Annotated in this window: 20 protein-coding genes; 10 read left to right on the forward strand and 10 right to left on the reverse strand. The window is 73.4% G+C overall.

Annotated features, from left to right (window positions below; all coding sequences use genetic code 11):
• Positions 1–39: 39 nt before the first annotated feature.
• The 3 genes from AC07GB_RS27310 to AC07GB_RS27320 form a co-directional block, all read right to left on the reverse strand.
• Positions 40–2,001 carry a sensor histidine kinase gene (locus AC07GB_RS27310; protein WP_478849860.1) on the reverse strand — a complete coding sequence of 654 codons (1,962 nt, stop codon included), beginning with the start codon at positions 1,999–2,001 and terminating at the stop codon, positions 40–42.
• 114 nt (positions 2,002–2,115) lie between these two features.
• Entirely contained in the window at positions 2,116–3,999 is a 1,884-nt protein-coding gene (locus tag AC07GB_RS27315; RefSeq protein ID WP_478849862.1) for an AAA family ATPase, read from the reverse strand.
• A 456-nt stretch (positions 4,000–4,455) separates the two neighbouring features.
• Entirely contained in the window at positions 4,456–5,106 is a 651-nt protein-coding gene (locus tag AC07GB_RS27320; protein ID WP_478849864.1) for a uridine kinase family protein, read from the reverse strand.
• A 286-nt stretch (positions 5,107–5,392) separates the two neighbouring features.
• On the opposite strand from AC07GB_RS27320, the gene AC07GB_RS27325 reads away from it, so the two are divergent.
• A complete protein-coding gene (locus AC07GB_RS27325; protein ID WP_478849866.1) occupies positions 5,393–6,799 on the forward strand; it encodes a peptidase C39 family protein in 1,407 nt (468 codons plus the stop codon).
• A 55-nt stretch (positions 6,800–6,854) separates the two neighbouring features.
• On the opposite strand, the gene AC07GB_RS27330 is transcribed toward AC07GB_RS27325, so the two are convergent.
• Positions 6,855–8,339, reverse strand: a complete 1,485-nt coding sequence (locus AC07GB_RS27330) for a M1 family metallopeptidase (protein ID WP_478849868.1) — start codon at positions 8,337–8,339, stop codon at positions 6,855–6,857.
• Positions 8,340–8,551: 212 nt separating this feature from the next.
• Here AC07GB_RS27330 and AC07GB_RS27335 point away from each other — a divergent pair, with 212 nt between their 5' ends.
• Positions 8,552–8,734, forward strand: coding sequence for an SCO1431 family membrane protein (locus tag AC07GB_RS27335; protein ID WP_478849872.1), 183 nt, complete (start codon positions 8,552–8,554; stop codon positions 8,732–8,734).
• Here AC07GB_RS27335 and AC07GB_RS27340 read toward each other — a convergent pair.
• The 3 genes from AC07GB_RS27340 to AC07GB_RS27350 are packed head-to-tail and all read right to left on the reverse strand — an operon-like array spanning position 8,712 to position 11,146.
• Positions 8,712–9,629 (reverse strand): hypothetical protein, encoded by a 918-nt coding sequence (locus tag AC07GB_RS27340; protein ID WP_478849874.1) that lies wholly within the window; start codon positions 9,627–9,629, stop codon positions 8,712–8,714. The genes AC07GB_RS27335 and AC07GB_RS27340 overlap by 23 nt on opposite strands.
• A 9-nt stretch (positions 9,630–9,638) precedes the next feature.
• Entirely contained in the window at positions 9,639–10,634 is a 996-nt protein-coding gene (locus AC07GB_RS27345; protein WP_478849875.1) for a DUF6114 domain-containing protein, read from the reverse strand.
• Positions 10,625–11,146 carry a DUF6230 family protein gene (locus AC07GB_RS27350; protein ID WP_478849911.1) on the reverse strand — a complete coding sequence of 174 codons (522 nt, stop codon included), beginning with the start codon at positions 11,144–11,146 and terminating at the stop codon, positions 10,625–10,627. The genes AC07GB_RS27345 and AC07GB_RS27350 overlap by 10 nt, the downstream gene beginning before the upstream one ends.
• 256 nt (positions 11,147–11,402) lie before the next feature.
• Between AC07GB_RS27350 and AC07GB_RS27355 the strand changes: the two genes are divergently transcribed.
• A complete protein-coding gene (locus tag AC07GB_RS27355) occupies positions 11,403–12,083 on the forward strand; it encodes a TetR/AcrR family transcriptional regulator (protein WP_478849877.1) in 681 nt (226 codons plus the stop codon).
• A gap of 64 nt (positions 12,084–12,147) precedes the next feature.
• Here the strand turns inward: AC07GB_RS27355 and AC07GB_RS27360 are convergent, their stop codons facing one another.
• Positions 12,148–13,395, reverse strand: coding sequence for a glycoside hydrolase family 18 protein (locus tag AC07GB_RS27360; protein ID WP_478849879.1), 1,248 nt, complete (start codon positions 13,393–13,395; stop codon positions 12,148–12,150).
• 406 nt (positions 13,396–13,801) lie between these two features.
• On the opposite strand from AC07GB_RS27360, the gene AC07GB_RS27365 reads away from it, so the two are divergent.
• Positions 13,802–14,974, forward strand: a complete 1,173-nt coding sequence (locus AC07GB_RS27365) for an acyl-CoA dehydrogenase family protein (RefSeq protein ID WP_478849881.1) — start codon at positions 13,802–13,804, stop codon at positions 14,972–14,974.
• Here the strand turns inward: AC07GB_RS27365 and AC07GB_RS27370 are convergent.
• Complete coding sequence (locus tag AC07GB_RS27370; RefSeq protein WP_478849883.1) at positions 14,966–15,610, reverse strand: hypothetical protein; 645 nt, start codon at positions 15,608–15,610, stop codon at positions 14,966–14,968. The two genes, AC07GB_RS27365 and AC07GB_RS27370, sit on opposite strands and share 9 nt — an antisense overlap.
• 294 nt (positions 15,611–15,904) lie before the next feature.
• On the opposite strand from AC07GB_RS27370, the gene AC07GB_RS27375 reads away from it, so the two are divergent.
• The gene (locus AC07GB_RS27375) at positions 15,905–17,032 is read left to right on the forward strand and encodes an Rv3169 family protein (protein ID WP_478849885.1); all 1,128 of its coding nucleotides are present in this window, start codon (positions 15,905–15,907) and stop codon (positions 17,030–17,032) included.
• A 38-nt stretch (positions 17,033–17,070) separates the two neighbouring features.
• Entirely contained in the window at positions 17,071–18,162 is a 1,092-nt protein-coding gene (locus tag AC07GB_RS27380; protein WP_478849887.1) for a phosphotransferase family protein, read from the forward strand.
• Positions 18,163–18,213: 51 nt separating this feature from the next.
• Here AC07GB_RS27380 and AC07GB_RS27385 read toward each other — a convergent pair whose 3' ends face one another.
• Positions 18,214–18,663 carry a hypothetical protein gene (locus AC07GB_RS27385; protein WP_478849888.1) on the reverse strand — a complete coding sequence of 150 codons (450 nt, stop codon included), beginning with the start codon at positions 18,661–18,663 and terminating at the stop codon, positions 18,214–18,216.
• 385 nt (positions 18,664–19,048) lie between these two features.
• Between AC07GB_RS27385 and AC07GB_RS27390 the strand changes: the two genes are divergently transcribed.
• From AC07GB_RS27390 to fxsA, 4 genes are all read left to right on the forward strand, one after another.
• Positions 19,049–19,489 (forward strand): Lrp/AsnC family transcriptional regulator, encoded by a 441-nt coding sequence (locus AC07GB_RS27390; protein WP_030674680.1) that lies wholly within the window; start codon positions 19,049–19,051, stop codon positions 19,487–19,489.
• Positions 19,490–19,575: 86 nt separating this feature from the next.
• On the forward strand, positions 19,576–21,225 hold the full coding sequence (locus AC07GB_RS27395) for an amidohydrolase (RefSeq protein WP_478849890.1): 1,650 nt from the start codon (positions 19,576–19,578) through the stop codon (positions 21,223–21,225).
• A gap of 549 nt (positions 21,226–21,774) precedes the next feature.
• Positions 21,775–22,578, forward strand: a complete 804-nt coding sequence (locus tag AC07GB_RS27400; protein ID WP_478849892.1) for a polyprenol monophosphomannose synthase — start codon at positions 21,775–21,777, stop codon at positions 22,576–22,578.
• A 47-nt stretch (positions 22,579–22,625) separates the two neighbouring features.
• Entirely contained in the window at positions 22,626–23,213 is a 588-nt protein-coding gene (gene fxsA, locus AC07GB_RS27405; protein WP_478849894.1) for an FxsA family membrane protein, read from the forward strand.
• Positions 23,214–23,364: the final 151 nt, after the last annotated feature.

Raw genomic sequence — 23,364 nt, forward strand, 5'->3', positions numbered from 1 at the left:
CGGAATCAGGGGCCTCAGCCCTACGGAGCCGCGCTGGTGCTAGCAGGACCGCAACGGCAGGACGGCGTTCACCTCCCCGCCCTCCGGACCGGGACGGCACCGGCACCAGCCGGCGAGTTCGGCGGCCCGCTCCGCCATCGTGGACATGCCCACCCCGGGCTGCCACGGCAAGGCGGACGGGCCGCCGTTGTCGGTCACCTCGATGCGCAGCGCGTCGTCCACGCGCAGCCGGACCAGGGCGTGGTCGGCCCGCGAGTGCCGGGCGGCGTTCGTCAGCGCCTCCGTCGCGATCCGGTAGGCCGCCACCTCGACCGCGGCCGGCAGCTGGGGGAGCCTGCCGGGCGCGTCGATGGTGATGGCGAGCGGCGCGCCGCCGCCGCGGTGGCTCAGCCGCTCGGCCTGCCGGGCGAGGGCGGCGACGAGCCCCAGCTCGTCGAGCGCGGGCGGCCGCAGTCCCTCGACGAGGCGGCGGATCTCGTCGATGGCGCCGCTGGCGTGCCCGCGCAGCTGGTCCAGGAGGAGTTCGGCCGTGGCCGGGTCGGAGCGGACCAGGTTGCGCGCCGCGTCGGCCGTGAAGGCGAGCCCGGTGAGGGTGGGGCCGAGCCCGTCGTGCAGGTCGCGGCGCAGCCGCCTGCGCTCCTCCTCGCGGGTCGACACCAGGCGCTCGCGCGAGGACTGCAACTCCTCGGACAGGACGGTCGCCCGCACGGCGACCCCCAGCGGCACCACCAGGGCCCGCAGGGTGCGCAGATCCTCCGCGTCGAGCCGGGCCTGGCCCCGCCGCGTGCCCACGACCAGCTCGGCTTCCCTGGTGCCGGGCGCGGGCAGCGGCACCCGCGCGCAGCCGGGCGGCGGGGTGCCGGAGGCCGCCACCGCGCGCCCTTCCAGGTGGAAGGCGGCGTACGGCACGCGCAGCGCGTCGCGGACCGCGAGGAGCAGCCCGTCCAGGCCGGCCTCGGCGGTCAGCCGGGCGCCGAGCCGGTCGAGCGCGCGCACGGGATCACCCCGGTCGCCGTACAGGAGCCGGTCGATGCCGTGCTGGAGCACGCCGCGCACCGGGTGGAAGGCGATCGCGACGGCGACGGCGACGAGCGCGGCACCGCCGATGTGGAAGGTCTCCCGCAGCACCCGGTCGAGGAAGAGGACCACGGCCGTGTACACGCCGAGCACGCCGAGGGACAGCGCCATGTACAGCAGGGCCCGGGAGACCACCCATTGGATGTCCAGGACCTGCGGGCACAGGATCGCCACGGCGATCGCGATCGGCTGGGCGGTGATGAGGACCTGGAGCGCCTCCGCGTTCATGCCGAGCGGCCACCAGGGCACGGCGCAGAGCACGGCGAGCATCAGCCACAGCATCTGGCGGCGCAGCCGCTCGTCGCCCCAGCGGTAGCGCACTATCAGGGCGGCGAGGTCGATGAGCATGGGCACGAAGATGCCCAGGAGGTCGGTCTGCGCCCGGTACGGCTCCAGCGGCGGCCAGCTCAGGGCCTGCGGATACCCCGAGGGCCCGCCGAGCGCGTACGGCTCCGGCGTCGTCACGCTCCACAGCCAGAACAGGCCCCCGATGGCGGCGGTGCCCCAGGCCACCGGGCGCCAGCGCGGGCCCGGCAGGTTCCCGGTGGGGAAGAGCAGGAGGGCGAGCGGCACGAAGAGCCGCAGGCCGAGCGGCCAGGCGGCGAGGGCGAGGGTCACCAGGAGGCGCAGCGTCGCGGGGGCCCAGTCCTCGCGCAGGCCGAGGGCGAGGAAGCCGAGGGCCAGGACGGTCCCGGCGTGCGCCGCGCCGCCGCCGAGCAGGAGCCAGCCGATGGGGTTGCGGGGGCGGCGCGAGGCCACGGCGACGCCGCAGGAGGCGAGGACGAGGGACAGGGTGGTGTCCGTCACGACGAAGCTGTCGACGGCGAGCTGGAAGCTGAGCCCGCACGCGATCCACAGGGCCACGCCGGTTCCGGTGGCCGTCACGACGGCGGCGAAGAGTGCCCATGCCGGCCAGGTGGTCATCGTCGCGCACCCCCACCGTGTCCGCGCGCCCTTGTGGTCAGGGTCGCGGACTTCTGGCCAGGCCTTGCGCTCTTGGGCGGCAAATGCCTCTAAGGGGTGACGGGCGGGGCGCGCTCAGCCCGTCCCGGCAGGCCCCGTGGGGCCGCGGCCCGAGAGGACCTCGCCGTACGCCTGCATCAGGTCGGGCAGGCGCAGCGTGGCCAGGTCGGTGCGGGTCGGCTCGCCCGGATAGCCGGAGAGCCGCAGATCGCGGTAGGCGCAGCTCTTCTCGTACAGCGTGCGAAGGAACCTTCCGTTGCCCAGCTCGTCGATCCAGGCCTGGTCGACCACGTGCCCGCTGATGGACCGCAGCTCGTCGCGGGCCTCCTCGTCCCACACGTCGCCGTTCTCGCCGGCGAGCACCTCGCCGATCGCGGTGAGTTCGAGCGGGCGGTACGAGGGGAAGTCGACGCGGGTGGTGAAGCGCGAGGACAGGCCGGGGTTGGCGGCGAGCAGGCGGTCCATGCCCTCGGGGTAGCCGGCGAGTATCACCACGAGGTGGTCGCGGTTGTCCTCGGCCCGCTTCAGGAGGACCTGGAGCGCCTCGTCGCCGTAGGCGTCGCCCTTGCCGTAGCCGGAGTTGGACAGGGCGTAGGCCTCGTCGACGAAGAGGACGCCGCCGATGGCGGAGTCGATGAGTTCGTTGGCCTTGACGGCCGTCTGTCCCAGGTACTCGCCGACCAGGTCCGCGCGCTGGGCCTCCACGAGGTGGTCGCCGCCGAGCAGGCCGAGCGCGTAGAAGACCCGGCCGAGGATGCGGGCCACGGTGGTCTTGCCGGTGCCGGAGGGCCCGGAGAAGACGAAGTGTCGTTTCGGCGGCTGCACGGGCAGGCCCTGGGCCGCGCGCAGACGGGCCATGTTGAGCTGCGCCGACAGCGCCTTGACCTGCCGCTTGACCGGTTCGAGGCCGACCATGCGCTCCAGCTCGGCGAGGGCGTCGGCGAGCAGCGCCGGATCCGTGGGCCCCGGCGGCAGCTGCGGCGGCGGGGGCTTGACGGGGATGATCGCCTTCTCGCGCACGGTGTCGGCGGCGGGCGGATCGACGGGCCCGGTGCCCGGCGCCAGGTCGGGCCCGGTGACCTTCAGGTCGCGGCCCTCGGCGCCGAACAGCGCGTCCACGCCGTCGGGCCCGTCGAGCACGTCCTGGCCGAGGCCGGTGAGGGTGACGGCGGCGAGGTCGGTGCCGTCGTCGAAGCCGTCGCCCTCGGCGATGGCGGCGAGCCGCGCGGAGGTGTCCATGAAGGCGGGGTCGACGCGGTGCACCGCGCGGTACAGCGGCAGGGCGGCGGCGGAGCGGCCGGTGCCCTCGTGCGCGCGGGCCAGCCAGTAGCGCAGCTCCTTGCGCTGCGGCTGCTCGCTGCGGCAGCGCATCAGGGCCGCGGACAGCAGCGGCTCCGCCTGGCCGTACATGTCGAGCCGGACCCGGGCCATGCCGCCGAACAGGCCCGCCTCGATGCCGAGCATCGGGTCGTCGATCAGCGGGTCGGTGTGCCGCACCAGCTGCTCCCAGTCCTTGACCAGGTAGGCGCGGCAGGCGTGCAGGAAGCGCACCTGGCTGTCGGTGTCGACGGGCGGAAGGCCCGCGAGCGCCCGGTCCAGCTCGGGGACGTGGCGGCCGTCCAGCCAGTGCGAGGCGTGCGCGAGCAGCAGGTCACGGACGGACTCGAGGACGGGCTGGACCCACCAGCCGAGCCAGTACCAGGAGTTGAGGGTGCGGCCGTGCCGGGCGCGCTGCTCGCCGAAGCGGTCCCGGTGCTGGTACATCCGCAGGAGCGCCGTCGTCGTGTCGACGCGCAGCGCGTGCAGGCCGAGCCAGCCGTCGGCCATGCCCGGGTCGATGCGCACCGCGGCCCGGAACTCCTCCTCCGCCTGCGGATAGGCGCCCATCGTGTAGGCGTCGACCCCCCGCAGCCAGGCGAGGTCGGCCGGGGCGGCCTGGCCCTGCGTGCCGAAGTCCATCACGTCCCCCACAAGCCGTGCCCCCGTGTGTGAGCCACCGGGCCGCTGCCCGTCGGCGACCGATCTGAACCGCCGTGCTGCGGACGGGAGTTGACTCGGTGCGCGAAGCCGCCGTCCGTCCGGTCGCACCGAGAGGCATCGTACCTGCGGAGAGGCGCCCGGCCGTAGGGTGCGGGGGCGCGGGATCGGGCGCGGGAGGGCGCGGCAGCCGCCCAGGTGGGAGCGGGCGCGATGGTGACCCAGGGTGAGCGAATGACGGCTCGTGGCGCCCGGCGGAGGCGGTGCGCGGGCAGAACGAAGCCCCCGATCACGGGGGAACAACCGGGGGCTTCGCGTACAGGGGCGACCCGAAAGGTCGCTCCTTGAGAACGTAAGTCCTGTAAGGCCCCTCGGTCAAGCAGAGTTGGACGACTCACGGAAACTGGCCAGACGGTCGGAAACGGACTTTCCCAAGTGTCAGCGCGCTGCGGGTGGGCCTTCACCCTGAGTGACCATTTGGGCGTCCGTCGGCGTCCCGGCGGGCCCCGTCAGCACCTCGTACCCCTGGGGCAACTGGCGTACCAGGAACTCCGCGTACGGCCGGGACGGGTCTTCGGCGAAATGACGCCGTTCGGCCCCTTCCCAGCCGTCCCAGAAGACGCGCTGCTCCGGGCCGTCCCGGTGGCGCCCGCGGGCCCAGGAGGCGGCGCGCGGCAGCTCCATCCACAGCAGGCACGCCAGGAACGGGCGTAGCACGCGGCGACCCGCGCCGACGCCCTCGACGAGGACGACGGGGGCCGCGGGCAGGGGGCGGCTTGCAGGGCCGTAGCGGCGCGCGTGCCAGTCGTACGCCTCGTAGTGCGCTGTCTCGCCCCGGGACAGCGGGGTGATGACCTGGTGCCGCAGCCGGCCGGTCCAGTCGAACAGCGCCTCGTGGCTCGCGATGTCGTCGAGCCTGAGGACCGGGGCGCCGCCGAGCGCGTCGGCGAGCCGCTCGGCGAACGTCGACTTTCCGGAGCCCGCGTGCCCGTCGACGGCGACCAGGCGCACCGGGCCGCAGGACGGGGGGAGCGCGGACAGCGCACGGGCGAGGCGCGGGAGGGGTGTGGGGCGCCGGGTCATTGTCATCACCCACCAGCCTAGGTCCCCGCGCCGATTTCCGAACAGTTGCGCGGTTCAGCGTGGCGCCGCAGGTCATACCAGTGGTAGAGGCCAATATTGGTGAGTGCCGTCGGAGTCCGTTCACTGGCAGAACCCACCATCGAACGGCCATAGTTGGCGCACTGTCGTGCACCTGACGATTCTCGTCCGGGCCCTGCCCCGGCGGGCGTCGTCCGGGCGGGCCCCGCTCCGGGGCCCGTCACCGAAGCGTCCGGCTGCCGCCGGAACCCACGTCGACCGGGGGTCCCCGTCCATGGACCGAGCTGAAGACATGTCCCGCAGAAGACTCCTGACCACCGCCGCGGGCGCCGCGGCCGTCGCCGCCGTCGCGGCCGCCGCGACCCCGGCGGGCGCCGCCCCAGCCGCGCGCCCCGGGCCCCCGGCCCGGCACCGCCCGCCCCGCGCCGACCGGCCGGTGGACAACCGCTCCTGGACCTCGCGCAAGGACTGGAGCACGGGCGCGGGCGCGGGCACCCGCGTCACCGGCAAGACCCGCCCCGGCGTCGAGATCGCCGAGCCCCTGGGCTCCACGGACTACGCCGACCCGCACACCGGCAGGACGAGCACCTGGGAGTACGCCCGCTGGACGGGCCCGGTGCACCGCTCCGCCGTGCCCGGCACGGAGGTCATCGCCTCCTGGAACGCCCGCACGCCCCGCGGCACCTGGATCCAGGTCGAGCTGGAGGCCACGTACTCCGACGGCACCAGGACGCCGTGGTACGTCCTCGGCCGCTGGGCCTCCGGCGACGACCGCCAGGACCCGGCGGCCCCGGTCATACGGCGCACCTCGGTCGACGGCCAGGAGGACGGCAGGTCGACTGTGTGGACCGACACCCTGTCCGTCGACGACACCACGACCGGCCTGCGCCTCGTCTCGTACCGGCTGCGCCTGACCCTGTACCGCGAGCCCGGGACCACGGCCACCCCCACGGTGTGGCGCGTCGGCGCGATGACCTCGGACGTGCCCGACCGCTTCACTGTGCCCGCATCCGAGCCGGGCCTCGCCCACGAGCTGGCGGTGCCGCGCTACTCGCAGGAGATCCACAAGGGCCGGTACCCGGAGTACGACAACGGCGGCGAGGCCTGGTGCAGCCCCACCTCGTCCCAGATGATCCTGGAGTACTGGGGCCGCAGGCCCACGGCCGCCGACCTGGCCTGGGTCGACCCCTCCTACACCGACCCGCAGGTGTGCCACGCGGCGCGCCTCACCTACGACTACCAGTACGGCGGCTGCGGGAACTGGCCGTTCAACGCCGCCTACGCCGCGACGTACGACGACATGCAGGGCGTCGTCACCCGGCTCGGGTCGCTCACCGACCTGGAGACGCTGATCGCCGCGGGCATCCCGGTCATCACGTCGCAGTCGTTCCTGAAGGAGGAGCTGACCGGCGCAGGCTACGGCACGGCAGGACACCTGATGACCGTCGTCGGCTTCACGGACGCCGGTGACGTGATCGCCAACGACCCGGCGTCACCGACCAACGCCGCCGTGCGGCGCGTCTACCGGCGGCGCGAGTGGGAGAACGTCTGGCTGCGGACCAAGCGCAAGAACGCGCAGGGCAAGGTCGTCTCCGGCACGGGCGGCGTGTGCTACCTGTACTTCCCGCTGCGCCTCTCCAAGGCCCAGCTGGCCGCCCTCGCCGCGGTCGGCTTGCGCTGACGCGAAGGGCCCCGCCCCCGGTGCGCCCCGGAGGCGGGGCCCGTGGTCACGGCGCTCAGGTCGCCGGGTCCACCACCCAGTCCGGGTGCCCGGGCATCGGCGGGGTCTTCGCCCCGTACAGCCACGGCTTGAGGAAGCCCTCCAGGTCCTCGCCCGCGACCCGCGAGGCCAGGTCGATGTAGTCCCGCGTGCTCGCGGCCTTCCCGCGGTACCGGGTGACCCAGGCCCGCTCGATCTTCTGGAACGTGGCGTCGCCCACCTGCTCGCGCAGCGCGTACAGGACGAGCGCCGAGCCGTCGTAGCGCATGCGCTTGAAGAGGTTCGGCTCGGTGGGCTCGGCGGGCGCGCCGAAGTCCTTGCGCCACTGGTCGTGCGCCTTGTACGCGGCCTTCATGGCCTCCTCGAAGCTGGCGCCCCCGTGCTGCTCGGAGTACGCGCGCTCGTAGAAGCGGGCGTGGCCCTCGCTGACCCACAGGTCGGACCAGCCCTTGAGCGCGACGCTGTCGCCGAACCACTGGTGGGCCAGCTCGTGCACGAGATTGCGCTCGGCGTCGACCTGGGTGCCGAGCAGATCGGCCTTCGGGACGAGCGACAGGGTCTGCGTCTCCAGGGCGACCCCGAGGTCGGTGTCGCCGACGAGGACGCCGTAGCGGTTGAAGGGGTAGGGGCCGAGCCGCTCCTGGAGCCAGGCCAGGTGGTCCTCGGTGAGCTTCCGGTACTTCGCCGTCGGCTCGGCGAGGGCCTCCGGCACCACGTCGCGGATCGGCAGACCGCCAGGGCCCGTCCGCTCGTCGAGCGTGAACCTGCCGACGGCCAGCTGCACCAGCTGCGTGGACAGCGGCTGCTCGGAGTCGTACGTCCACCGCACCCGGCCGTCCGGCTCGGCGGCTTTGCCGACCAGCTTGCCGTTGGCGACGGCCGTCAGGTCCTTCGGCGTGGTGATGCGGAAGGTGATGGGCGCGCGCTGGCTGGGGTGGTCGTTGGCGGGGAAGATCAGCCGGGCGCCGTTGGGCTGGGGGTAGACCACCGTGCCGTCGGGCGTGGGGATCCAGCCGTAGTCCTCGATGGCGTCGTCGCGGTGGCGGACCTGGGTGGGGTCGGCGGTGTAGGTGACCTTCACCGTGAAGGAACGGCCCTTGGCGAGCGGCGACTTGGGCGTGACGGTCAGCTCGTCGCCGGCGCGCGAGGTGCCCGCGGCCTTGCCGTCGACGGTGACCGCGTGCAGGGTGTTGCCGCCGAAGTCGAGGTTGAAGCGGGACAGGGACTGGGTGGCGGTGGCCTTGATCGTCGCCGTGGCCGCGAACGGCGTCCTGGGCGCCTGCCAGTCGAAGTCCAGGAGGTAGCGGTCGACCTGGTAGCCGCCGTTGCCGTCGAGCGGGAACATCGGGTCGCCGAGGCCCGGGGCGCCGGGGGAGGGCTTGGCCTCCGTGGTCGATGCGGAGGTGGCGTAGGAGACCGGTCCGGTGAGGGCGGCCGCCACGGTCACGGCCGCCGCGAGGGCGAGCCGCGCTCTGCGGCGGGGTGTCGGGAACGTACTCATCGGAAACCCTTCGGTCGACGGTGCGCGGACGTACGTCCGGTGGCGCGCGGACGTACGCCGTCTTAGACGCACGGCCCGGGGTCCGAGTTGTGGGGTGACCAACGTCTCGCCCGATACGAGTGATTTCGCTGGCATGGTGGAGGGGGCAGTGGGAGGGGCCGCTGCCGGACAGTGGGGGGAAGCCACTGCCCGACGACATATCGAGAGTTGCCATGACCTCCAGCTCCGCCACCGCCACCGTTCTCCAGGCCCACGAGGGGTTCCAGGCCCGTGAGGGGCTCAGGGCCCGTACCGGCGGCCCCGGGGAGGACGGCTCCAAGGTCCTGGAGCACGTCCTCGGCTGGACGCTCGTCGTCCTGCTCGCGATGCTCGTCACGCAGGCCGGTCTGATGTGACCCCGGGCACACCCGCGGAGGCGTCAGAGACGTCGGCCCCCGCCCGCCAGTGCCGGTGCGGCACGCCCACCAGGCCGTAGAGCCACCGCACGGGCGAGCGCCGCGCCAGCAGGACGACGCCCGCGAACACCGCGAACAGCGGCAGGCCCAGCCAGGCGCCGAGCAGCCGCACCAGCGCGCTCGCGACGACGGCGCCGAGGAACGGCAGGCCGTAGATCCCGGCCGCCGCGATCGCCACGGCCAGCACGCGGGGCACCTTGCGGTCCTCGTCCGCGCCGGGCAGTGACCAGCCCTCAAGCAGCCAGCCGATCTCCGTGATCAGCATGGTGCCGATGACGGCGGCGCCGAAGACGAGCAGCGCGAGGAACGTGCCGGAGGTCAGGAAGTCCAGGGCGTTGTTCACCACACTGTCCCGCGGCCAGTCGGCCCAGTCGCGTGCCCCGGGCGAGAGGAAACGCTCGTACCCGCTGCCGTCCCAGCCGTGCACCAGGGTGGCGAACACCAGGAAATAGCCGCCCACGCATTGCAGGTAGGCCCAGTAGCCCGCGCCCACGAGCACCAGGACCTGCGCCGCGAGGAACCCGAGGACCGCCCCGGCCGGGATGCCGCCCGCGTAGAGCAGGACGAAGCCCGCCCACACCCCGTCGTGCCCGTCGGCCACGTGCATGGTCGCCCAGGACGGGTTCTGCCACAGCAGGAAGAGCCCCGTCGGCACCATGAGCACGGCCGCGAAGAGCAGGGTGAGCGCCAGGTAGGGGTTGGCGGCACGGCTGCGGGTGCGCGGGCCCTCGCCCGCGTTGATCCGCTCCCACACCTGGAGCTGGCGCCCCGCGGCGAGCGCGGACGTCGCGCCCACCGCGTACGCCCAGAACAGCGCTGCCTGGATCTGGATCACGGTGACCTCTCAGGGGTGCGCCCGCAGACTGAGCCCGTCCGCGGTGATCACGTCCGAGGTGACCAGGGCCTGCTCGGCGCTCACGTCGGTCATGAAGACGAACGGCGGCACCAGCGGCGGCACCGGGAGCCGGTCGGGCGTGAAGGTCAGACACAGCAGGCCCTCGATGCAGCCCTTGAACTTGGTCAGATACAGCGTGACCTTGCCGTTCAGGTTCAGGCTCTCGGCGCCCAGGGCGAGTTCGCGGCTGCCGTCGCGGGTGCGCAGCCGGTAGTCGGTGAGCGAGGCCGCGTTCATGCGCAGGACCATCACCTTCAACGGCCCGTCGGCGGTGGGGATGTCGCGCACACCCGCGACGATGAAGCCCTTCGGCGCGAACAGCGTCGTCGTGACGGTCGGCGGCGTCCGTGCCGCCACGACGGCCCCGTCGCCGGGCGCCCGCGGGGCGTCGACCGCCCCGCCCAGGGGCACGGCCTTCGCCGGCGCGGCGCCCCACAGCGCCGCCCCGGCGAGGAGCACCGGAAGCAGCACGGCGAGGGTCCGCGTGCCCTGTCCGTCGCGGAGCGCGGGCCGGCGCGCCTCCTCCTGGCCGTCCTCGGGCACCGGCGTCCAGCCGAAGCCCATCGCGCTGCCCACGATGCCGAGCAGCATGCCGAGCAGGAAGCCGCCGAGGTTGGTCGCCGCGAACGACAGGACCGACAGGATCAGCGCGTTGACGGACACGTAGTGGTGCGCCTGCGGCAGCAGCCACAGGAACAGACCGGCGACCATCAGCGCGATCCCGATGCCGATCGCGGCGATCCCGCCGAGCCCGAGGCTCACCAGGACAGTCAGCGGCGACAGCGGCACGACCAGGAGTTCCGCGCCGCCCAGGATGAGCAGGAGCCCGCCCCAGAACGGGCGGGTGCGCCGCCAGCCGCGCACCGCCCGGCGCACCTCCCTGAGCGGCAGCCTCTCGTCGAGCCAGCCGCCCTCGCGCGGCGCGCCGGGGCCGCTCAGAAGCACTTCTTGCCGTCCAGGCTGACGTCGACGCGCATGCCCTTGAGGCGGAAGTTGCCGCCGGTCGCCGACCAGGCGTGCGACCTGACCTTGGACACCTCGATGTCCCCCGCCTGGAGGCCGAACTTGCCCTTCTCGCCCTTGACCCCGGGCACCTCGTCGAGCGTGGAGGCGTCCCGGCCGATCTCGGCGGTGCCGAAGCGGGCGTCGCCGACGAGGTCCTCGCCGTCGATGATCAGGTTGCTCGCGGTGACGTTGCCCGCGTCGCCGCCCGCCGTCAGCTTGAACACCACCGTGCCGATGGGCGTCTTGACCGAGGCGGCCTGACAGATGTCGGACAGCGTGGCGTCGCCGATGCCGAGCAGAGCCACCGGGTGGCCCTTGCCGTCGACGCTCCGGTCGACCTCCACATAGCTGGCCAGGCCCTGGCTCGTCAGCTTGCCCGACGAGACCTGGAAGCTGGTGCCGGAGACCGCGAAGGACGCGGCGAGGGCGCCCTCCGCCATGATCGACGCCATCGCACCGACCGCGACGAACGCGGGCAGCGCGATGACGGCCGTCTTCTTCCAGTTGGTTCTGCCCTCGGGGGCTGACCCCGCTGCGGGCCGCTTGCGTGCGCTCACTGTCTTCCTCCCGTACGAGTCGGCCGTATCGCGCGTGCGTCAGGGGAGTGCGTTACAGGGCGCCGTCGGGAGGGCCGCGCCGGTCCAGGCAGGGGGCGAGGGTCTGCCATACTGCGGCTCATCCCAAGGCAGTTGGAGACTAGGGCCGAAATTGAATAATAGTCAACAGCGCGGTAGCGACCGTTCCACCGACGCGGACCGACCGCAGGCACGCGGCACGGACCGCTCCATGGCGCGCCGCGCCGAACTCATCACCATCGGCCGGAAGCTGTTCGCCGACACGTCCTACGACGCGCTCTCGATGGACGACATCGCGAGACAGGCGCGGGTCGCCAAGGGGTTGATCTACTACTACTTCAAGTCCAAACGCGGGTACTACCTGGCGATCATCGAGGACTCGGTGGCCGACCTCGTGGAGCGGGCGGCCGGTGACACCGAACTCCCGCCCGTGGAGCGGGTGCACCGCACCGTCGACGGCTATCTGCGCTACGCCGAGCACCACCAGGCGGCCTACCGCACGATCGTCAGCGGCGGCGTCGGCTTCGACGCCGAGGTGCACGCCATCCGGGACGGCGTGCGCGAGACCATGGTCGGCACGATCGCCGAGGGCGCGTACGGCCGCCGCGCGGTGCCGCCGCTCGCGCGCACCGCGCTGCTCGGCTGGCTGTGCAGCGTCGAGGGCATCACGCTCGACTGGATCGGCCGCAGGGACGGGGCCGGCGAGCGGGAGCTGCCCCGCGACACGGTGCGCGAGCTGCTCGTCCGCACGCTGCGCGAAACCCTGAACGTCATCGAGGACTTCGAGCCCGACTGCCCGGCGCCGCCGCCGTGACCGTGACGACGACGAGGGGGCGGGAGCCCGCCGGCTCCCGCCCCCGATCGTCAGAGGTGGACGACTAGTTGATGGCCTTGATCAGCTCGCCGTTCGCGGTGTCACCGCTCAGCTCCCAGAAGAAGGTGCCTCCCAGGCCCTGCTGGTTCTTGTAGGTCATCTTCCCGGCGATCGTGGCCGGGGTGTCGTAGCTCCACCAGTTGGTGCCGCAGTGCGCGTACGCGGTCCCGGCGACCGTGCCGTTGGCCGGGCACTTGGTCTTGAGCACCTTGTAGTCGTCGATGCCCTGCTCGTACGTGCCCTGCGCGGGGCCCGTGGCGGTGCCGCCCGGGGCCTTCTGGGTGACGCCGGTCCAGCCGCGCCCGTAGAAGCCGATGCCGAGGAGCAGCTTGTCCGCCGGGATGCCGAGGCCCTTGAGCTTGGCGATCGTCGCCTGCGAGTGGTACTCGGCCTTCGGGATGCCGGTGTAGGAGCTGAGCGGCGAGTGCGGCGCCGTCGGCCCCTTGGCGTCCCACGCGCCGAAGAAGTCGTACGTCATCGGGTTGTACCAGTCGACGTACTGGGCGGCGCCCGCGTAGTCCGCGGCGTCGATCTTGCCGCCGGGGGAGGCGTCGGCCGGGATGGCGGCCGTCACCAGGTTCTTCGAGCCGAACTTGGCGCGCACCGCGGACATCAGGTTCTTGTACGCGGCCCGCCCGCTGGTGTCGCAGCTCAGGCCGCAGGCGCCCGGGTACTCCCAGTCGATGTCGATGCCGTCGAAGACGTCCGCCCACTTGGAGTTCTCGACCAGGTCGTAGCAGGACTGGGCGAAGGCCTGGGGGTTCTTCGCGGCCTCGGTGAAGCCGCCGGACCAGGTCCAGCCGCCGAAGGACCACAGGACCTTGAGGTTCGGGTGCTTCTTCTTGAGCTTGCGCAGCTGGTTGAAGTTGCCGCGCAGCGGCTGGTCCCAGGTGTCGGCCGTGCCGTCGACGCTCTGGTCGGCGGAGTAGGCCTTGTCGGTCGCGGCGTAGGCGTCACCCATCGTGCACTTGCCGCCCTGGACGTTGCCGAAGGCGTAGTTGATGTGCGTGAGCTTGTTGGCGGAGCCCGACGTCTCGACGTTCTTGACGTGGTAGTTCCGGCCGTAGACGCCCCATTCGGTGAAGTAGCCGACGACGCGCGAGCCCGCCTGGGCCTCGGCGGCCCTCGGGGCGGCTTTCTGGTCGGCCGTGGCGCTGCCCGCACCGGCGAGCAGGCCCGCGCCCAGGACGGCGGTACAGGCGGTGGCCACGAGCGCCCGGAAGCGGGCGCGGGGACGGTGTGGTCTTGGCATCGCTGTCTCCTCGTGGGGGGAGAGGGGAGCAAGGGGGGTTGGTGCTGTTGACCAAAGAACAGTCGCGTTTTGAATTGGCATGAACGCGAAAGATTCCGTGCCGCTGGACTCTAGGGAGGACTAGACCATTGCGTCAATGGTTCGGACCAATTCCCGTTCTCCGTGGCCGCCGTGGGCGGCTTCCACCCAGCGCAAGAGGTGGCCGGTGAAGATCGGAAAGCGGCTGGGATAACCCGTGACGCCATGCCGCCGATCGGGCATACTCGACGCGCCACAGTCGCTGGTCAGCAGCTTCCGCGATCCGGAAGGGCAGCATCGGCCTGGCAGTGTCCCGGCGACGTCGTCACACCCCGAGCGCGCGTCCGCTGCAAGTGCCCGACAGGGGAACAGGGGAGAGGAGAGCAGCATGCCTGACGGAGCCGTGCAGCCGGTGGAGCGCCAACTGCCCACGGAGGAGGCCCGGGACCTGCTGGCACTCGTCCGCGAGCTGGTCCAGCGGGAGATCGCCCCGCACGCGGCCGAGGAGGAGGCGGCGGGACGGTTCCCGCGCGAACTCTTCGTGCTGCTCTCGGAGTCGGGCCTGCTCGGACTCCCCTACGACTCCGCGTTCGGCGGCGGCGACCAGCCGTACGAGGTCTACCTCCAGGTCCTCGAGGAGCTGGCCGCGGCCCGGCTCACGGTCGGCCTCGGCGTCAGCGTGCACTCCCTTGCCTGTCACGCCCTCGCGGGGTACGGCAGCAAGGAGCAGCGGGCCGAGCACCTCCCGCAGATGCTGGGCGGCAAACTCCTGGGCGCCTACTGCCTGTCGGAGCCCTCCTCCGGCTCCGACGCCGCCTCGCTGCGCACCAAGGCGGTGCGCGACGGCGACGAGTGGGTCCTCACCGGCACGAAGGCCTGGATCACCCACGGCGGCATCGCCGACTTCTACACGGTGCTCGCCCGCACCGGCGGCGAGGGCGCGAGGGGCGTCACGGCCTTCCTGGTGCCGGGCGACGCGGCGGGGCTCACGGCCGCCGCCCCGGAAAAGAAGATGGGCATGAACGGCTCGCCCACGGCACAGCTCCACTTCGACGGGGTCCGGGTGCCGGACGCCCGCCGCGTCGGCGACGAGGGCCAGGGCTTCGCGATCGCGCTGTCCGCGCTCGACTCGGGGCGGCTCGGGATCGCCGCGTGCGCGATCGGCGTGGCCCAGGCGGCGCTCGACGAGGCGCTGACGTACGCGACCGAGCGCCGGCAGTTCGGGCGGCCCATCGCCGACTTCCAGGGCCTGCGCTTCATGCTCGCCGACATGGCGACGCAGATCGAGGCCGGCCGGGCGCTGTACCTGGCGGCGGCCCGGCTGCGGGACGCGGGCAAGCCCTTCTCCAAGCAGGCCGCGATGGCCAAGCTCCTGTGCACCGACGCCGCGATGAAGGTCACGACGGACGCCGTGCAGGTCCTGGGCGGCTACGGCTACACCGCCGACTTCGCGGTCGAGCGCTATATGCGCGAGGCCAAGGTGCTCCAGATCGTCGAGGGCACCAACCAGATCCAGCGGATGGTCATCGCCCGCCACCTCGCGGGCCCCGACTCACGCTGACCCGGGCCGGAGCCCGAAGGAACTCTGCGGGGCGGGACTGATCAGCAGCCGCGGGTCCGGGCCGCGCGGGCGGGTGTCCCGCTCCGCGTCCGGCTCCGGGCCGGGATCCGGGGGGACCGGCGGGACCTGCGGGTGCCGGGACCGGCCGTAGCGGCCCTCGTGGCCGCCGTGGCCGCCGAAGGACGGGGTGTCGTCACCGGCGCCGCGCGAGCCGTACGGGGAGCCACGCCCGGTCTCGTACCGTGTGCCGCGCGCCATCTCGTAGGAGGAGCCGAAGGACGCGTCCTGGCCCGTCCCGTAGTGGTCCGTGAACTGGCCGCTCGGCGCGGGCGGGGCCGCGAGGCGCACCCACTCCGGGTCGTGGCGCCCCGGCAGCGTCCGGCCGCGGTCGGCCCACTGGCGGATCAGCGCCCGGTAGATGGGCGGATCCTGCGGCGGCGAGGGCTGCGGCGGGGACGGCTGGTGCTGCGGGGCGTAGCCGGATGGTGCGTACGAGGCCGGAGGGGAGTATGAGGCCTGAGGTGCGTACGACTGCTGCGGTGCGTAGGGGGACCGGTGAGGAACCGATTCTGCGGCGGCGGCCGACGCCGCGTGGGTGCGGCGGTGCTGGCCTGCCGGAGCATGTGTGGGGGTCATGTCCGGCCAACGCGCGGTGCCGTGGCCAGGTCACCATCGGGTTGAATCGAGAGTGCGTTCAGGGTCCGTTGCCGCGCGGCGCGCGCGTCGCACCGCACCAGCGCCGCCGTACGCGGCGGCACGCCGTCGCGGACGCACGCGCCACCGGTGCCTCGCGCGCCCGCCGTCCGGGTCGCGCGCGCCAGGTGCTGACACGTGTATGGCTCCCGCACGGCAACTGACGTACCGTCAAATCCGGTCCGGGAGCGCGTCACCCGGCCTTCCCGAACCACCCTGTCCCCAGGGAGGCACCCCGTGCCGGACGACCGCCCCGTGCCCCTCGACGAGTACCCCGTCCACCAAGTGCCGCTGTCCATGAAGCACGTGGCCACCGGCGACCGCAACGCCTACGACCGGTGCATCTTCCACCTCTTCGACCACCGGGGCCGCGCCCTGCTGATCGTCGGCCTCGGCGTCTATCCGAACGTCGGCGTCATCGACGCGTACGCCACTCTGCGCACCGGCGATACGCTCCACGCCGTACGCGCGTCCGACGCGCTCGGCGACGACCGTATGGAACTCTCCGTCGGACCCCTCCGCATCCTGGTCGACGAGCCCCTGCGCAGGCTCCGCCTGACGTGTGCCGCCGACCCCGATGACCCGGCCTCGCTCGCCTACGACCTCACCTGGCACGCCGACTTCCCGGCCCTGTGGGAGCCCCACCACCTCCAGCGCCGCGGCGGCCGCCTCACCCTCGAAGGCCGCAGGTTCGTCCAGGCGGGCCACTGTGCCGGAACGATACGCCTCGGCGGCGACGAGATCCCGGTGACGGCGGGGGAGTGGACGGCCACCCGGGACCGCAGCTGGGGCGTGCGGCCCGTCCCCGGCGAGGAGGGCGGCCGGCTGGCCGAGGAGTTCCCCACCGACGGCTTCCACTGGATCTGGTGCCCGGTGCGCTTCGACGACCGTTTCCTGATGGTCATCATCCAGGAGGACGCCGACGGCTACCGCACCCTCAACGACGCGACCCTCGTCCGCCCCGGCGACCGCGACCGCCAACTCGGCTGGCCCCGGGCCGACATCGGCTACCGCTCCGGCACCCGGCACCCCGAGTCCGCGGTGATCCACCTGACCGACCCGCTGACCCACAAGCCCATGGAGCTGGGCGTCGAGGTCCTCACCTCGCTGCCCCTCGCCGTCGGCGCGGGCTACCCGCCCGCCGACGACTGGCAGCACGGCACCTGGCGCGGCCGCCACTGGTGCGAGCGGCGCGCCTACGACCTGTCGGACCCCGCGGCCCACCCCCTCGCCGCGTACGGCGTCATCGACCACGCGGTCCGCTGCACCCTCGACGGCCTGGTCGGCCACGGGATCTTCGAGCACGGCACCTTCGGCCGCCACGACCCGAGCGGCTTCACCGGCTTCGGCTCCGTCGCGCCCTGAGCGGCGCCCACGGGCCGCCCCCTGAGAGGAGCCCCGCCATGGCCACAACGCCCCGGCCCCGCACCAGCACGCGCGACCCCGAGGCGCTCGCCCGCCGCCTGACCGACTGGCTCGACGCGCGGCTGCCCGGCGCCAGGGCCGTCGACGTGAGCGTGCCCGAGTCCAACGGCATGTCGAGCGAGACACTCCTGTTCACGCTCGACCACCCCCGGCCGCCCGTGCGCGCCTGCGCGGCCCGGCTCGCGGCGGACCCGGCCGCGTACACGGTCTTCCCGGTGTACGACATGCCGCGCCAGTACCGCACCCTGCGGCTCGTGGCCGAGCGCACCGACGTGCCGGTGCCGCGCGTGCTGTGGCTGGAGGAGGATCCCGCTCCGCTCGGCGCGCCGTTCTTCGTGATGGAGCGCGTCTCGGGCCGGGTGCCGCCCGACGTCATGCCTTACACGTACGAGGGCAACTGGCTGCACGTGGCCGGCGACGCCGAGCGCGCGCACCTGGAGGACGCCACGATCCGCGTCCTGGCCCGGCTGCACGACCAGGCCCCGGCCGGCGAGGCGGCGTTCCTCGCGCTGCCCGGCGACGGCGACCCGCTGAGCCGCCATGTGGCGGCGCAACGGGCGTACTACGCGTGGGTGGTGAAGGGGCTGCCCCGCTCACCCCTCATCGAGAGCGCTTTCACGCGCCTGGCGGAGCTGTGGCCCCCCGACCCCGGCGAGACGGTCCTCAACTGGGGCGACGCCCGCATCGGCAACATCGTCTACGAGGGCTTCGACCCGGTCGCCGTGCTCGACTGGGAGATGGCCTGCCTCGGGCCGCGCGAGGTCGACCTCGGCTGGACCGTGTACCTGCACCGGTTCTTCCAGGACCTGACGGTGGGCTTCGGGCAGCGCGGCCTGCCCGGCTTCCTGCGCCGCGACCGCGTCGAGGACCGCTATGCGGAGCTGACCGGCCACCGGCCGTGCGACATGGACTTCTACACCCTGTACGCGGCGCTGCGGCACGCCATCGTCATGCTGCGCGTCGCCCACCGGCAGGTGCACTTCGGGGAAGCCGTGGTGCCGGACGACCCCGACACGCTGATCCTGCACCACGAGAGCCTCGCGGCGATGGTGCGCGGCGACTACTGGTGACGGCCCGCCGGTGGTTGACGGGCCGCCCCCGCTGTCCGCCGGAGCGGCCGGTCAGGCCGCGCGGCCGAGCTGGCGCTGCCGGGGCACCCGGATCGGGCGTGAGCCGGGCCCGCCCACGTGCGAGAACGGCTGCGTACGCCAGTCCAGGCCCTGAGGGAGCGTGAGGAGCAGGGCGGTGTCCTGCTCCTGGGGCTCGGGCGACTCGTCCGCGGACTCGGCGTCGGCCGCGGGGCGACCCGTGCCCGCGCAGACGGTGAGCCCGAAGGGATTCCACGGGGTGGGGCACAGGGCGTGCTCGGGCAGGACGTCCTCGTCCGCCAGGAGCGCGATGGGCTGCCCGCAGTCGGGGCAGGTCACGCGGTACATCTCCAGAGTGTCGTAGGCGTCGAACTCCTCGTCGTCGGCGTCGGTGGGTTCGACACCCTCCGGTGCGGGTTCGAGCAGTTCGACGGTCTGCTGCTTACGGCGCGCGGAACGACCGGGGCGCTTCAGGTTATGCATGGGAATCTCCCCCTCGGGTGGGCCGACAAGGCACTGCGGCCTCGACCACAGCAAGCACTTCCCGTCCCGTCCTGGCGGTAATCACGGCACTTCCCCGGACCCGCCCGCCGATGTGTGGTGTTCGTCACATGCCGGATGAAGATGCCGCGGCGCCCGGAGCGGCTCCCGGGGCGTGCGCAGGTATGCGGGCGTGCGGAGAGTCATGCGGAGCGATCCCCTCCCGCGGCCTTCCCGCCGACGTCCTCGTGGCACCCGGAGCCAGGGCCGCGGGCGCCCTGCTCGCGGCGTCCACGGCCTCGCGCGGGCGGCGCCCGGGGCCCGCCCCGGTGTCGTCCAGGTGTCACTCAGGTATCGGAGGGGATCAAGGGCACTGTAGGTTCGGCGCATGGAGGAGCTGGACCGACAGATCGTGCAGCTGCTCGTCAAGGACGGGCGGATGAGCTACACCGACCTGGGCAAGGCCACGGGCCTGTCCACGTCTGCCGTGCACCAGCGGGTGCGCCGGCTCGAACAGCGCGGGGTGATCCGCGGATACGCCGCGGTCGTCGACCCCGAGGCCGTCGGCCTGCCGCTCACCGCCTTCATCGCGGTGAAGCCGTTCGACCCCAGCGCGCCCGACGACATCGCCGAACGCCTCGCCGGAGTGCCCGAGATCGAGGCCTGCCACAGCGTGGCGGGCGCGGAGAACTACCTCCTGAAGGTCAGGGTCGCCACCCCGCACGAGCTGGAGAACCTGCTGGCCAGACTGCGCTCGCTCGCCGGGGTCTCCACCCACACGACCGTGGTCCTCTCCACGCCGTACGAGGCGCGGCCTCCCCGGATCTGAGCCCCTCGCGGGCCCTTCACGGCGCGCCAGGACCGGCTGGGCACCCCGGCGGCACGCCGCCCTCGCGCAGGCGCGAGACTGTCCCCATGAGCGAGCGCACCACCCCCGAGAGCGGGCACCGTACCGTCCTGCTGCGCGGCGGAGAAGTCCACAGCCCCGCCGATCCCTTCGCGACCGCGATGGTCGTCGAGCGCGGCCATGTCGCCTGGGTCGGCTCCGAAGGCGCCGCCGACGCCTTCGCGGACGGGGTCGACGAGGTCGTCCACCTCGAAGGCGCCCTCGTCACCCCCGCGTTCACCGACTCCCATGTGCACACCACGGGCACCGGCCTCGCGCTCACAGGCCTCGACCTCTCCCGCGTCGGGAGCCTGGCCGAAGCCCTCGTTCTCGTCCGCGAATACGCCGCGGCCCGCCCGGACGACCGCGTGCTGCTCGGCCACGGCTGGGACGCCGCCCGCTGGCCCGACGGCCGCCCGCCCACGCGCGCGGAGCTTGACGAGGCCGTCGGCGGCCGCCCGCTGTACCTGTCGCGCGTCGACGTGCACTCCGCCGTCGTCACCACCGCCCTCCTCGACCTGGTCCCCGGCGTCGCGGGGGCGGCCGGGTTCCGCGCCGACGCGCCGCTGACCGCCGACGCCCACCACGCGGTGCGCGAGGCCGCCCACGGGGCCGTCACGCCGCTCCAGCGCGCCGAGGCCCAGCGCGCCGCGCTCCGCCGCGCCGCGTCGCTCGGCATCGGCTCGGTGCACGAGTGCGCGGGCCCCACCATCTCCAGCGAGGACGACTTCACCGGCCTGCTGCGCCTGGCCGCCGACGAGCCCGGGCCGCGCGTCGTCGGCTACTGGGGCGAGCTGGGCGCCCAAGGCGTCGCCCGCGCGCGGGAACTCGGCGCCCGGGGCGCGGCCGGTGACCTGTTCGTGGACGGCTCACTCGGTTCGCACACGGCCTGGCTGCACGAGCCTTACGCAGATGCGGGCGCCGCGGGCGCCGCCAGCCACACCGGCAACGCCTACCTGAGCGCCGCCGACGTCGCGGACCACGTCGTCGCCTGCGCCGAGGCGGGCCTCCAGGCGGGCTTCCACGCCATCGGGGACGCCGCCGTGACCGCAGTGACCGACGGCGTGCGCGCCGCCGCCGACAAGGTCGGCCTCGCCCGCGTCCGCGCCGCCCGGCACCGCGTCGAGCACGCCGAGATGCTCACCCCGGAGAGCATCGCCGCCTTCGCCGAGTTCGGCCTGACCGCCTCCGTGCAGCCCGCGTTCGACGCGCTGTGGGGCGGCGACGGCATGTACGCCCGGCGGCTCGGCGCCGAGCGCGCCCGCGCCCTCAACCCGTACGCGGACCTGCTGCGCGCCGGTGTGCCGCTCGCCTTCGGCTCCGACAGCCCGGTCACCCCGCTCGACCCCTGGGGCACCGTCCGCGCCGCCGCCTTCCACCACACCGCCGAGCAGCGGGTGTCCGTGCGCGCCGCCTTCACCGCCCACACGCGCGGCGGCTGGCGGGCCACAGGGCGCGACGACGCGGGCGTCCTGGTGCCCGGCGCCCCCGCCGACTACGCCGTGTGGCGCACCGGCGCCCTGATCGTCCAGGCCCCCGACGACCGGGTCGCCCGCTGGTCCACCGACCCGCGCTCCGGCACCCCGGGCCTGCCCGACCTGACGCCCGGCACTGAGCTGCCCGTCTGCCTGCGTACGGTGGTCGCCGGCGAGACGGTGTTCGTACGGCCGGGCGAGTGACACGGTGCGGCCGCGCGGCTCCGAACGGGGCCACGTGGCGCGTCGCGCGCGCCGGGCCCGCTCGCCACTGACCTGCTGATCTACGGAAACCGCGCAGGTCACACGGCTATTGACAGACGGCCGCCGTGCACGGGTAGTTTCGGCCGGGTCCACCACAGGACGTCCGACCGGTGTACCTGCACGCAGTCGTCGAACGCCGCTGGGTCACGGGTGGCGCGCCGCACCGGCGCACCGCCACAGGGAGCCAGGTCCAGCGCCCGCGACGCCCGGGCGCGGGAACGCGATCGCCGGGGCAAGGGCGTCCCTCCCGCTCCCTGGGAGCGCGGGAGAGGTGCGACCCGGGTGGGGCCCGGAAGCTCAGTAGACAACGGCTCTCGGTCGACCCGCAGCCAGCGGGTCCCAGGCCGGCCCGAAGGGCACCGGGCCCCTACCCGCAGGATCGCTTCCGCACCGGCATGGCCCCGGCGCGGGCCCGGTACCCGTGGTGTCGCGAGAGCCCCAGGCCCGGGCCACTATGGTGGTCCCCTGCGTACGAACGAAGGGGCAGTAGTGAGCAACGGCGGCGGGATCAGCGAAGCAGCGGACGCGGGACGGCAGTTCGGCCCGCTCGGCCAGGCCTTGGTGATCATCCCGACCTACAACGAGGCGGAGAACATCCAGGCGATCGTGGGCCGGGTGCGCACCGCTGTGCCCGAGGCGCACGTGCTCGTCGCCGACGACAACAGCCCCGACGGCACCGGCAAGATCGCCGACGAGCTGACGGCCGAGGACGACCACGTCCACGTGCTGCACCGCAAGGGCAAGGAAGGCCTCGGCGCCGCCTACCTCGCGGGCTTCTCCTGGGGCCTTGAGCACGGCTACGGCGTCCTGGTCGAGATGGACGCGGACGGCTCGCACCAGCCCGAGGAGCTGCCGCGTCTGCTCACCGCCCTCAAGGGCGCCGACCTGGTGCTCGGCTCGCGCTGGGTGCCGGGCGGACGGGTCGTCAACTGGCCCAAGTCGCGCGAGTTCCTCTCCCGTGGCGGCAGCACGTACTCCCGGCTGCTCCTCGACGTGCCGATCCGCGACGTCACCGGCGGCTACCGCGCCTTCCGCAGCGAGACCCTGAAGGGGCTCGGGCTCGGCGACGTGGCCTCCCAGGGCTACTGCTTCCAGGTCGACCTGGCCCGGCGGGCCGTCAAGGCGGGCTACCACGTCGTGGAGGTGCCCATCACCTTCGTGGAGCGCGAGCACGGCGACAGCAAGATGAGCCGCGACATCGTCGCGGAGGCGCTGTGGCGGGTCACCGCCTGGGGCGTGGGGGAGCGCGTCGGCAAGGCCCTGGGCCGCAAATCCTCCGACCCCCGTTCTTGATCACCCCGCTTATCCCGGTCTGAGCCGGGGCCAGGCACACTGGGAGCATGACGACTGGCGCACCGCCTCCCCTCAAGCCCGCCCGGACCCGGCGCTCACGCGTCCTCAGGTTCCTGCCCCTCGGCCTCGTCGCGTGGCTGGTCCTGGAGATCTGGCTGCTCACGGTGGTCGCGGGCGCGTCGAGCGGCCTGACCGTGTTCCTGCTGCTTGTGGGCGGCCTGGTGCTCGGCTCCTTCGTCATCAAGCGGGCGGGCCGCCGCGCCTTCAAGAACCTGAGCGAGGCCCTGCGACAGCAGCAGCAGGGCCTGGCGCCCGCGCCGGACCAGGGCGGCGGCAGCGCCCTGACGATGCTCGGCGGGCTCCTGCTGATCCTGCCCGGCCTGATCTCGGACGCCCTGGGCCTGCTGCTGCTCCTGCCGCCGCTCCAGAAGGTCCTCAGCCGCAGCGCTGAGCGCGCCTTCGAGCGCAAGCTCCGCGCGGCCGCGGCGGCCGCCCCCGGTGGCCTCGGTGACGCCTTCCAGCAGGCGCGCATGCACCGCCCCGACGGCAAGGTCGTCCAGGGCGAGGTGATCCGCGAGGACCAGCCCCCAGCCCGTCCGGGCGACCGGCCGGACGACCCCCAGCTCCCGCGCTAGCCAGGGCCCTGGGGCCGCTACAGGGAACGACGAGGGCCGGGGGGGGGGGGGGGTGGGGGGGGGGGGGGGGTTTCTTTTTTCCTTGCCCCCCCTTCCCTTCCCCCGACCCTCTCTTTTTCCCCTTGTTCCCCCCCCTTTCCCTCTTCCCGCA

The organism is Streptomyces sp. NPDC045778, assembly GCF_056431945.1.